Source organism: Bacillus sp. YC2, assembly GCF_019891195.1.
In the GTDB taxonomy this organism is placed as follows: Bacteria; Bacillota; Bacilli; order Bacillales; family Bacillaceae; genus Bacillus.
Genome location: NZ_JAHXDO010000022.1, coordinates 1 through 12,994, shown reverse-complemented (window position 1 = coordinate 12,994; position 12,994 = coordinate 1). Strand labels below are relative to the sequence as shown.

At 48.1% G+C, this 12,994-nt stretch carries 3 protein-coding genes; all 3 read left to right on the top strand.

Annotated elements, in window-relative coordinates; all coding sequences use genetic code 11:
- The coding region (locus KY305_RS19540; protein WP_223063904.1) for a non-ribosomal peptide synthetase at nt 1-3,761 on the top strand (3,761 nt) is incomplete at its 5' end.
- 25 nt (nt 3,762-3,786) lie between these two features.
- A complete protein-coding gene (locus KY305_RS19535) occupies nt 3,787-11,484 on the top strand; it encodes a non-ribosomal peptide synthetase (RefSeq protein WP_223063903.1) in 7,698 nt (2,565 codons plus the stop codon).
- Between the two features lie 15 nt (nt 11,485-11,499).
- Nucleotides 11,500-12,994: condensation domain-containing protein (locus KY305_RS19530; protein ID WP_262417888.1), on the top strand; the 1,495-nt coding region annotated here is incomplete at its 3' end.

Here is a 12,994-nt window from a genome sequence, read left to right as displayed (position 1 = left end):
AAGACATCATCGTCGGCTCGCCGATTGCCGGCCGTCCGCATAAAGACCTTGAACCGGTTCTCGGCATGTTCGTCAACACGCTCGCCATCAGAACTCAGCCAAAAGGCGGCAAACGGTTTACAGACTACTTAGAGGAAGTGCGCAAAACGGCGCTTGACGCTTTCGAGCACCAGGATTATCCGTTTGAGGAGCTTGTTGAGCAGCTTGGTGTGCAGCGGGATATGAGCCGCAATCCTCTGTTTGACGCGATGTTTATTCTTCAAAATATGGAGAAACAGGATATGCGGCTGGCAGGTCTTCAAGTGACCCGTTCCAATGCTCTTGCACATGAAGTGTCCGGCTTCGACCTTACTTTATCAGCGCTTGAATCCAAGGGAGAAATCGATTTTGAAATGGAATTCAGCACTGAACTTTTCTTGAAAGAGACGATCGAGCGCTGGATGGGGCATTTGATGGAGCTCTTGCGCCATATTGCCATCGAGCCGGAAACGAAACTTTCAAGAGCTGCAATACTGAACGATGAGGAAAAACGTAAAATGCTGATCGATTTCAACGATACACAAATCGTTTTCCCGGAGAGACACAAACTATTTCATCAGTTATTTGAGGAAAAAGCAGAGGAAACACCTCAGCACCCTGCCGTCATTGAAGGGACAAAACAGATCAGTTATTCTCAGCTGAATGAACGAGCGAATCAGCTTGCGCGAACGCTGCAAAAAAACGGATTCGGCCCTGGAAAAAGAGCAGCGGTTTTAGCAAATCGTTCGATTGAAGCGATCGTAAGCGTTCTTGCCGTCATGAAAGCCGGGGGCGCATATATTCCTGTTGATTCCCATTATCCGGAGGAACGGATCCGGTACTTATTAAAAGATAGCGGGGCATCTGTGCTTTTCGTGCAGGCGGAATATCAAGAACTTGCTGCACGGCTGGCGGAAAACAACGTTTTCCACATTCAGCTTGAGGATGAAAATCAATATGATTTCTGTACGGAGAATCTTGATCCGGCAGCGTCACCGGAAGATAGCGCATATATCATTTATACTTCGGGAACAACGGGAACGCCAAAAGGAGTCGAAGTAAGAAATCGCAATTTCACTCATGCGGCCCTTGCTTGGCGCAGCATTTATGAGCTGGAGCATATGCCGGTCAGAGTGCTGCAAATGGCGAGTTTCTCATTCGATGTCTTTTCAGGAGACCTTGCGCGGGCTTTGCTTAGTAGCGGCACGCTTGTGATTTGTCCGGATGACGTCCGGATCGAGCCTGAACAGCTTTGCCGGCTTATCAACGAGCAGCACATCACATTCATGGAGTCGACACCGGCACTCATTGTTCCCTTTATGGAATATGTATATCGCCGGAAACTGCCATTGCCGGATCTGAAGCTTCTGGTGTTAGGTTCAGACATGATCAAGGTACAGGATTTCTACACACTCCATAAACGCTTCGGAGAGGAAATGCGTATCATCAACAGCTATGGCGTAACAGAGGCAACGATTGATTCCGCTTATTATGAAGTCAGAATGAGCGGAGAGCCGCGGGTAGATGATGTACCGATCGGGATTCCGCTCCCGAATGTACAAATGTATGTGCTGAACAAAGACAAGCAAGTTCAGCCCATCGGCGTGCCGGGTGAACTTTATATCGGCGGAGAAGGCGTCGCCAAAGGATATTGGGGAAAGCCTGATCTGACAGAATCCACATTCAGCGATCCGTTTCAAAAAGGACAAACGCTGTATCAAACCGGAGATCAGGCCTGCTGGCTTCCGGATGGCACTCTTCGTTTTCAAGGCCGTATCGATAAGCAGGTGAAAATCAGAGGGTACAGAATTGAGACGGGAGAAATTGAAAGTGTGCTCCTTCAAAACAGCGAAGTAAAAGAGGCTGCCGTAACCGTTCAAAAAGATGCGGAAGGACAAGCCTGTTTAGCGGCATACATCGTTCCTAAAGAAGCCGATACCTCAGCGCTTCGTCAGTCCTTAATGCAGGAGCTCCCTGCTTATATGATGCCGGCATACTTTATCGGCTTAGACAGCATGCCGCTGACACTTAATGGCAAGCTTGATAAAGAGGCGCTGCCGGCAGGACAGATAAACATATCACAGTCATTTATCGCACCGATCAATGATAAACAAGCGATGTTATGCCGAATTTGGGAGGATGTGCTCCATATTCCAAAAGCGGGTATACGTCACTCTTTCTTTGAACTTGGAGGAGATTCAATTAAAGCGCTCCAAGTGTCAGCACGCCTTGCCGGAGAAGGCTGGAGCATGTCGATTCGTGATTTGTTTCAGTTCCCAACCATCGAAGAGCTCGCGCGGCATCTTACACCGGCTGTGTCAGCCGCTGATCAGGGGCCGGCAGAAGGACAGGCTCCGCTTACGCCGGTGCAGCAGAGGTTTTTTGAAGAACCCGGTGCTTTTGACCTTCATTACAATCAATCAGTCATGCTGTGCAGTGAAGAGAGATTTTATGTTGATGCCCTGTGTCAAGCGGCTCGCTCTTTAACAGAACATCATGACGCGCTGCGGATGGTGTTTGCTGAAGATAAGAACGGACATGTCCATCAATATAATCGCGGCATTGCCCAAGAAAATGAAGAAGCGTTTACCATGCGGATCATAGATCTTACCGGTGAAGCTCAGCCTGAGAACCGAATAGCGGCTGAGGAAAAAGAAATTCAAAAAGCTATGCGTTTAGACCAAGGGCCGCTGTTTCATATCGGGCTTTTTAAGCTCAAGGAAGCCGACCATCTGCTCATCACCGTCCATCATCTTATCGTAGATGGCGTCTCGTGGAGAATTCTGCTTGAAGATTTGCAAACAGCCTATCAGCAGGCTTTAGAGCATAAAAAAATTGAATTACCGCTTAAAAGTGATTCTTACTTAACCTATGCCGCCGGTCTTTCCAAGATTTCGAGAAGCAGGGAGCTGCTAGCAGAAGCTGCTTATTGGGAAAAGGTTATATCTTTTGAAACAGCGACGCTGCCAAAAGTGCATGCTGACGTTTCTGAAAGAATGCAAAAAAAGGCGCGCACTGTATCTTACGTATTAAGCGGTGAGCTTACAAATCAGCTTCTGCTTGAAACACAGCAGGCTTACGGCACAGACGTTAATGAACTGCTTTTAACCGCGCTTGGAATGGCGCTGACTGACTGGACGGGCTGCGAGAAGTCCGTTATCAGCACAGAAGGGCACGGGCGGGAAGGACATATTCCTGATATCGATATTTCAAGAACAGCCGGCTGGTTCACGTCAATTTATCCGGTGCTTTTGGATATGAGGGTCCCGGGTGATTCAAGTGAAAAAACCGCTTACCGCATTAAAGCGGTAAAAGATATGATGAGACGGGTGCCTCATCAGGGGACCGGATACGGACTGTTAAGATATTCCCGAAATATTCACCATCGAGAACCTGAAGTGAGCTTTAATTATTTCGGAACCTTTGACGGTCTTGAAGGAACATTGAAGATGTCGCCGTATCAGCCGCAGCATGACATAGCAGACGAACGGGTGCGGGAATTTGACTTGGACATCAATGCCATGGTGATTAACGGCCGGCTAGAGGTGAAAGCCGTTTATACCGGCGTATTTGCAGAACGTGCCATTGAATCATTTATGAACAGCTTCCAAAACCATCTCAAAGACATCATTACACACTGTTCCGGCAAGAAAGAACGGGAAAAAACATTGAGTGATTTCAGCAATAAGGAATTGACCTCTCAGGCACTATCAAGCATTGCAGATCTCGTAAAAGGACTTTAATTTCACAAAAAGGTGTGTGGCATTCGTGACACAAGCGACAGAAATTCAAGATATCTACCCTTTATCATATATGCAGGAAGGAATGCTGTTTCATTCATTGCTTCATTCCGGCTCAAATGCTTATGTTGAGCAGATTTCATTTACTATTCGCGGGGATTTATGTATTGATTCGTTTCAAAAAAGCTTGGATATGCTTGTCAGCCGCTACGATATTTTCAGGACGATTTTCATAAAAGAGGTGCCTGATCTCGACGGACCGCAGCAAGTTGTTCTTTCACAACGGAATGTCACCGTTCAGACGGAAGACATTTCTGCTAAAACAGAGAAACAGCAGCAAGCGATCATCAACAGCCATAAGGAAACAGATCGGCGTAAGGGGTTTGATTTGCAAAAAGGCCCCTTAATGCGCCTTACTCTTTTCCATACGGGAGAAAACCGCCATACATGCGTCTGGACTCACCATCATATCATGATGGACGGCTGGAGTTTGGGCATCGTGCTGAAAGACTTCTTTCGCATGTATTATGCAATAAGAAACAGCCGGCCTGTCTCTCTTGGCAGTCCGGCGCCTTACAGCACCTACATCACTTGGCTTCGCCGGCAGAACAAAGAGGAGACGTCAGCTTTCTGGTCGCGTTATTTGAGCGGTTACGGAGAGACTGCTTCTGTCCCGCCTGCGAAAAACACAGCAGCGGAAAACCGCTATACATCGGAGCATTTTCAATTTTCGATCGAGCCTGAAACCGTTCAAAGGCTGACTGACTTAGCACGGCAGTCCGGAGTGACGCTGAACACCTTATTTATGAGCATCTGGGGGCTTCTTCTCCACCGTTACAACAACACCGATGATGCGGTATTCGGTTCTGTCGTTTCCGGAAGACCGTCAGCGATTGACGGCATTGAAGAAATGGCCGGACTGTTTATTAACACGGTGCCTGTGAGGGTTCGTGCTTCAGAGAATATGTCTTTTTCTTCACTTGTGAAGCAAGTGCAAAAAGAGTCACTCGCCTCTGAAGAGCACAGTTATTATCCGCTTTACGACATTCAAAACGAGAGCGGCTTACAAAAAGGCTTATTGAACCACATTCTCGTCTTTGAAAATTATCCGGTTCACATGCAGGATGCTGTAAACGGCTGGCAGGAGACAGAAAGAAACGCTCTTCATCTTGAGGGCTTTTCTATGGCGGAGGAAACCAATTATGACCTGAATGTGGTCATCGTGCCCGGAGAAGAGTTTTATGTAAAATTCAGCTACAATGCTGAAATTTACGATCAGGAAGACATGATTCGGATCAAAGGACACATAAATGAAGTCATTTCATCCGTGCTGTCTGATCCCGACAGACTTTTGTCCAGCATCATCCTGGTGCCGCGTGAGGAGGAAAAAATGATTCATTCCTTCAACGGCACGAAGCGGCAATACCCGGAGAAAACAGTTCATGAGCTGTTTGAAGAGCAGGCGGCAAAAACGCCTGAGAATGAGGCATTGAGATTTAACGGAACGAGCTGGAGCTACAGGGAATTGGATGAAAGGGCGAACCAAATCGCACGCGCATTAGCAGAAATAGGCGCCCGCCCAAATCAGGCTGCTGCTGTTATGATGCGCCGGTCTAAGGAAACGGCGGCTGCACTTCTCGGAATCTGGAAGGCCGGAAGCGCCTATATACCGCTTGATCCGGAATATCCGCCTGAAAGGATTTCTTTTCTGATTCGTGACAGCCAAGCTTCACTGCTCGTTACTGAAAAAGAACTTCTTCCTCTTATTCCGTCAGATTTTAAGGGAAGCATTGTCACAATTGAAGAAACGGCATCTCAGCAAACAGCTCCGCTTGGGCCGGTGTCTGACAGTGCAAACTGGGCTTACATCATCTATACCTCCGGCACCACGGGCCGGCCGAAAGGAGTGCTTGCAGAACACAAAGCCATCGCCAATACGTTGCAATGGAGACGTGAAGAATACGGCATGTCCGGCAACGACATGGCGCTTCATCTCTTTTCATATGTGTTTGACGGCTCGTTAACGAGTCTTTTCACACCGCTATTGTCAGGTGCCTGTGTGCTGCTGACCGATGATGATGACGCAAAGGACGTGCTATCGCTCAAACAGAAAATCGCCCGTCACGGGGTAAGCCACCTTCTCATCGTTCCTTCCTTGTACCGCGTACTGCTGGACACGCTGACTAAAGATGATGCGAAGACGATTCGGGCAGTGACTTTTGCCGGAGAGGCCGTAACCCCTGATTTACTTGAAGCGAGCCGTAAAATTTGCCCTGATGCCGAGCTGATCAACGAATATGGCCCGACGGAAAACAGTGTAGCAACAACGATCCTTCGCCATCTTCAAAAAAGCAGCCGGATTACAATTGGGCGTCCGATCGCCAACACTTCCGTCTATATCATGCACGGTGAAAAGCTTCAGCCGATCGGTGCTGCCGGTGAGCTGTGTATTGCAGGAAAAGGGCTGGCCAAAGGGTATTTTCATCAGAAGGAGCTGACGGCTCAAGCCTTTACCGCCCATCCGTTTCATGAAGGTGAACGGCTGTACAGAACAGGGGATGCAGCGCGCTTTTTGCCGGATGGAACAATTGAATATTTGGGACGCTTTGATGATCAAGTGAAAGTAAGGGGCTACAGAATAGAATTAGGAGAAATTGAAACGGCAATCCGCAGCATAGAAGGCGTGAAAGAAGCAGCGGTCACTGTGCGCGGCGCCGCTGACGGAGAACAGGAGCTTGCGGCGTATGTCGTGCTTCAAAACGGAAACATGAAGTTTGATCCGCATGCGGAGCTTGCCGGGACATTACCTGCTTATATGATACCGGGAAGTTTCACCAAACTGGCGGAAATGCCGCTTTCAGCGAGCGGGAAACTTGATCGGTCCGCCCTTCCGGAGCCTGTCGGAGCCGAAAGAACCGGTGTGTATAAAGCTCCCCGGACTTTGCTTGAGACTGAGCTTCTTACCATTTGGCAAGAGGTGCTGAAACGGGAGCGGATCAGTATTAGAGATGATTTCTTCCAGATGGGAGGACAGTCGCTTAAAGCTGCTGCTCTCGTATCAAAAATACATAAACGGCTGAACATTGAACTTGCGATCCGCAATGTATTTGAGCATCCGACCATTGAGAGCATGGCCCGTGTCCTCGAACGCGAAAAAAGAGGGGGCTATTCGGAAATTAAACCTGCGGAAGCAAAGGAGTTATATCCGTTATCTTTTGCACAAAAAAGACTTTATGCCCTTCATCAGCTTGCGGCAGACAGTACGAGCTATAATATGCCCGTCGCTTTAGAGCTGCGCGGAAAGCTTAATCGGGTACGCCTGAAAGAAGCCTTTACAGAACTGGTGAATAGACATGAAGCATTACGCACTTCGTTTGTTTTACGGGACGGGGAACCGATGCAGTATGTCAGTTCACATGCAGAGCTGGATCTGACTGAATTTCAAATAGCATCTGAGTCTCTCCTTCATGAGACGGCAGACACTTTCGTCAAGCCGTTTGATGTTGAAAGAGCACCGCTCATGAGGGCGAGTGTAGCTGAATTAAGTGAGGACCGCCACTATCTGCTGCTCGATATGCATCACCTCATCGCAGACGGCGTGTCAATGGGTACGCTTATTCAAGAATTTTCGGATCTATACAGAGGAAAGGAGCTGCCTCCTTTAACGCTTCAATACAAGGATTTTTCAGTCTGGCAAAATGAACAGTTTACTGCCGGGGAATTCAGCAGACAGGAAGGATTTTGGCTGGATACGCTGGGTGAAAACATCCCGATCCTTGATCTGCCGCTTGATAAAAAACGGCCGCTGCTCCCTGATTTCAGCGGAGACACTTTTACCGCCCGCATTGATAAGGAAACGGCGGACAGGCTGCGCCTGCTAATGGATGAAACGGGATCGACTTTGTATATGGTGCTTTTGGCAAGCTATTCGCTTTTCCTTTCGAAATTGAGCGGTCAAGAGGACATTGTCGTCGGTTCGCCGGCTGCCGGAAGGAGCCGCGCAGAGCTTGAGGGGATCATCGGCATGTTTGTAAATACAGTTGCAATGAGAAGCAAGCCGAAAGGTGATAAAACATTCCGCGCCTATTTAGAAGAGGTGAAAATGCTGGCTCTTGCTGCAGTCGAACATCAAGACTTCCCGTTTGAAGAACTCGCCCAAAAGCTTGATACCCGTCGGGAAGTCAACCGCAATCCGCTGTTTGACGCGATGCTTGTAGTTCAAAACAGTGATGACTTCAAGGTGGAATTGCCGGGCTTAACTATTTCATCACAAACAGTGCATCATGACATGTCCAAATTTGATTTGACGCTGCATGCACAAGAGCGGCCGGATGGCACGATGCATTTTCAATTTGAATACAGCACCGCATTGTTTGAAGAAGAGACGATCGTACGGTGGGCTGATCATTTTAAAGAGCTGTTAGGAAATATTGCGGGAGATCTGGATCGGAAACTGTTCGACATTCACATGCTTCATGCACAAGAGCGGCGCGGTCTTCTTGAAGCACATCATCAAAAAGGTGAATATCCGAGATATGAAACCATCATCAGTTTATTTGAAAAACAGGCTGAAAAAGCGCCGGATCAAATAGCAGCCGTGATGGCTGACGACCGGATCAGTTATCGTGAGCTCAATGAAAAGGCCGAGCTTATCGCGGCTATGCTGACGGAAAACGGCGTCCGCTCCGGCCAAATTGTCGGGCTGATGACCGAACGTTCACCGGAGATGCTGATTGGAATCCTTGGAATTTTAAAAGCGGGAGGCGCTTATTTGCCTATCGATCCCGATTACCCGGATGAGCGTATCGCATTTATGCTGAGTGACAGCGGCGCGCGTGTCCTATTAACACAATCGGGGCTGAAAAAGACTGAAAGCAGCAAACTGCGTGTTTTATATATTGATGCGCCTGAAAACGTTTCAGCAGGCAGATTACGTCAGCCTATTGCTCCTGAACAGCCAGCTTATGTGATATACACATCGGGCACAACAGGAAAACCTAAAGGCGTCATGGTAGAACACCGCAATGTCATCAGCCTGATAATACATGAGGGTTTGCCGTTTGACTTCGGGCCTCAGGACGTTTGGACCTTGTTCCATTCCTATTGCTTTGATTTCTCTGTCTGGGAAATCTTCGGCGCTCTTTTACACGGCGGAAAGGTAATCATCGTGCCGAAAGAAACCGCCCGTGATCCTCATGTTTATCGGCAGCTTTTACAAAACGAAGGAGTGACCGTGCTGAATCAGACGCCTACGGCTTTTTCCGGCCTCATCCATGCAGAGGCTGAGCATTCAGATCGGCTGAAGCTGCGGTATGTCATTTTCGGCGGTGAAGCGCTGCAGCCGGGCATGCTGAAAAGCTGGAAAGAAAAGTATCCGGAAACGGAACTAGTGAACATGTACGGCATTACGGAGACAACGGTGCACGTTACCTGCAAAAAACTGGGATCTGACGATATTCAAAGAAATAAAAGCAATATCGGGAAGCCGCTGGCGACTCTTCAGGCTTATGTAATGGATGCCTATATGAACCCGCAGCCTATCGGAGTTCCGGGTGAGCTGTATATCGGCGGAGAAGGAGTCGCAAGAGGTTATGTAAACAGGGATGAACTGACCGCTTCCCGATTCGTTTCAAATCCTCATGTGCCGGGCGAGCGCTTATACCGGACGGGAGACATCGCCAAAAGACTTTCAAACGGGGAACTGGAATACGCCGGAAGAAAAGATGCGCAAGTGAAGGTCAGAGGGCATCGGATTGAATTAGGAGAAATTAAGTCCGCCCTTCAAGAACTTCCTTTCATCAAAGAAGCAGCTGTGATTACGAGATCTGATAAGCATGGACAGCAATCCATTTTTGCATATGCATCTGCAAATGAAGAGCAGAAGCTCAATGAAGCAGACATTCGCGGCTCTCTCAGATCTATTCTGCCGGAATATATGATTCCTGCACGGTTTGTGCAGCTTGATGAATTGCCTCTGACAGCTAATGGCAAGCTGGACGAAAAATCTCTTCCGGAACCGGAATTGAACGAAAGTTCCGGCAATGATATCAGTCCGAGAAATGAAATCGAACAGATGATGGCCGAGATTTGGGAAGAGCTTTTAGGGGTTGAAGGACTCGGTGTAAACGCCCATTTCTTTCATCTTGGCGGAGATTCGATTAAAGCGCTGCAGGTATGCGCGAGGCTGAAGCAAGAGGGCTACGAGACAACGGTTCGCGAGCTGTTTGAGCATCAGACGCTTGGTGAGCTGTCAGCACAGGTCCGGAAAGTCCGGCGCGTGATCGATCAGGCTCCCGTCAGCGGCGAAGTGCCATTGACGCCTGTTCAGCATTGGTTCTTTTCTCAATCAGTATCCAGCGATCATTTCAATCAGTCAGTTATGCTGCACAGCGCGGAACGGCTCGATATAACCGCTATGAGAAAGGCGCTGGCCGGGTTGGTGATTCATCATGATGCATTACGGATCGTATGCGGCAGTAAAGACGGCTCACCGCTTCAGTACAACAGAGCTGAAAACCTTTCTGAAGAGGAGCTCTTTACGTTTGAAGCGCTTGATGTCAGAGGACCCTGGACATTAGCAGATGAACGTGCGCTGATTGAACGGGCTGCGGATCGGATTCAAACATCCATTCGGCTGGAAACGGGGCCTCTTGTTTCAGTTGGTTTATTTCATGCCTCTGACGGCGATCATTTGCTGCTTGCCATTCATCATCTTGTCATTGACGGTGTGTCTTGGCGGATTCTGTTTGAAGACCTCACCGCGGGTTACGGGCTGGCGAAGGAAGGGAAAGAAGCGGTGCTTCCGGCAAAAACCGATTCTTATCAGACCTATGCCAAGCAATTAACTGACTATGCGAAAAGCCGCCGGCTGTTACGGGAAATCGATTATTGGTCTGAAAGAGAAGAAGCAATTGTCAAACCGCTTCCGAAAGACGCCGGCATTTCTTCGAATCTTCTTAAAGATACCGGCGCCATTACGATCAGATTGACAAAACAGGAGACAGAGCAGCTGTTAACTGAGGCAAACAAGGCGTACACAACAGAAACGAATGATTTATTGCTTGCAGCGCTAGGCCTTGCGCTCAACAAATGGACCGGCAGTGATCAATTCAAAATCAGCATGGAGGGCCACGGAAGAGAAGGACATATAGACGATCTCGATATAAGCCGGACCATCGGCTGGTTCACCTCCATTTATCCTGTGTTGCTTGATGCAAATCTTCCGGAGCAAACAGATGGCAGTGAGCGGCTTGGTTATCACATTAAACGGACGAAAGACATGATGCGGCGCATTCCGTATAAGGGAGCAGGCTACGGGGTGCTGAAATATATAAACAAAGTTTGGGAGGAAACCGATTCTGCCTCCCCTGAAATCAGTTTTAACTATTTGGGGCAGTTTGATCAGGAAATCCGGTCAAGCGGATTCGAGGTTTCCTCCGTGAAAGCAGGGAATGAAATCAGTCCTGATTGGGAACGGCCGTACATTCTTGATATTAGCGGTTCCGTATCATCAGAGTGTCTCAGCATGAATTTTGTGTATAACCATGTTCAATATCAAAACGAAACGATACAAGCTTTGGCCGACCATTTTCATACTGGTCTCAAACAGATCATCAATCATTGCACAGGCAAAGAGGAGCGTGAATGGAGCGCTGCTGACTTCAGTGATGATGAGTTAACGTTGGAAGATTTGAGTGACATCATGGGAGCCGTCAATAAATTATAGAAAAGGAGAGACGCTATGGGGCAGCAACCGGAAATACAAGATATATATCCCTTATCTTTTATGCAGGAGGGCATGCTTTTTCATTCTCTGTTAGATCAAGACTCAAGAGCCTACTTTGAACAAGCGGTCTTCACGATAAACGGGCGGCTTCACAGGGAACGGTTTCAAAAAAGCATAGACGCTATTTTTGATCGATATGATATTTTCCGTACGACATTTATTCACAAGAACGTAGCAAAGCCCCGCCAAGTCGTTTTGAAAAGCAGGCCGAGCCGCATTCAGTTTGTTGATATTTCTCATTTAGATGAGAAGGCTCAAGAGATGTTTGCCGATGAATTCAGAAAAGAAGATAAGGACAAAGGCTTTGATTTACAATCGGACCCTCTCATGAGAGTCTCTATCCTGAAAAAAGCGCCTGATCGTTACGTTTGTGTTTGGAGCCACCACCATATTTTAATGGACGGCTGGTGCTTTGGAATTGTTATGAAGGAATTTCTGAATATCTATCAATCTCTTGGAGAAGGACAGCTTCCTTCTCTCGAGCCTGTTCAGCCTTATGGCAAGTACATTAAGTGGCTGATGAGGCAGGATCGCAAAGAAGCGGAGGCATTTTGGAAAAAGAGGCTTCTCGATGTGCAGCAAACAGCCTCGCTTCCAAAAAGATCATCCTCTTCAAAGGGGGAGCTGCAGCAAGCTGCATTTACCATTTCTGAAGAGCAGACAAATGGACTGAAGAACATTGCATCGAAAGCGGGCGCGACACTGAACACGGTGTTCCAGGCGCTATGGGGCGTTTTGTTACAGCGCGTCAGCCGCTGTGATGATGCAGTCTTCGGTTCAGTCATTTCCGGGCGGCCGTCTGATCTCGCAGGCGTAGAAAAAATGGTCGGGCTTTTTATTAATACGGTTCCCGTGCGGGTCAAGAGCGGATCATTTTCTTTTTTGGAACTGGTCAGCCATTTACAGAATGAAACGCTGAAGGCTGAAGCGTACAGCTATTATCCTCTATATGACATTCAGGCACAAAGCGCTTTGAAGCAAAAGCTGTTTGACCATATTATCGTGTTTGAAAACGTGCCCGCCCAACGTGAAATTGAGGGGATGAGCCAAGCCGGCGCGTTTGATTTTTCAGTCGAGGACTTCACGATGGAGGAGGTTACCAACTACGGCTGCAGCATAAAAGTGATCCCGGGAAGTTCTCTTTATGTTCGTTTGAACTTTGATATTGGGGTGTATGACCCTGCCATCATGGAAAAAACCGAAACATATTTACGGCATATGATCAGCTCTGTCATCGCTGATCCGGAAATACGCGCATCCCAAATATCATTGCTCGATGAGAATGATGCCAGAAACATGCTGGCTACATTCAATAAAACAGAGGCGCATGACCCGCCGGCTCCGACGCTTCATACGCTGTTCACACGCCGTGCGGCCCTTTCGCCTCAACTTCCGGCGCTCCGCTTTTCGGGCGGTGTGCTGACGTATGCCGAGCTTGATCAGTATTCAG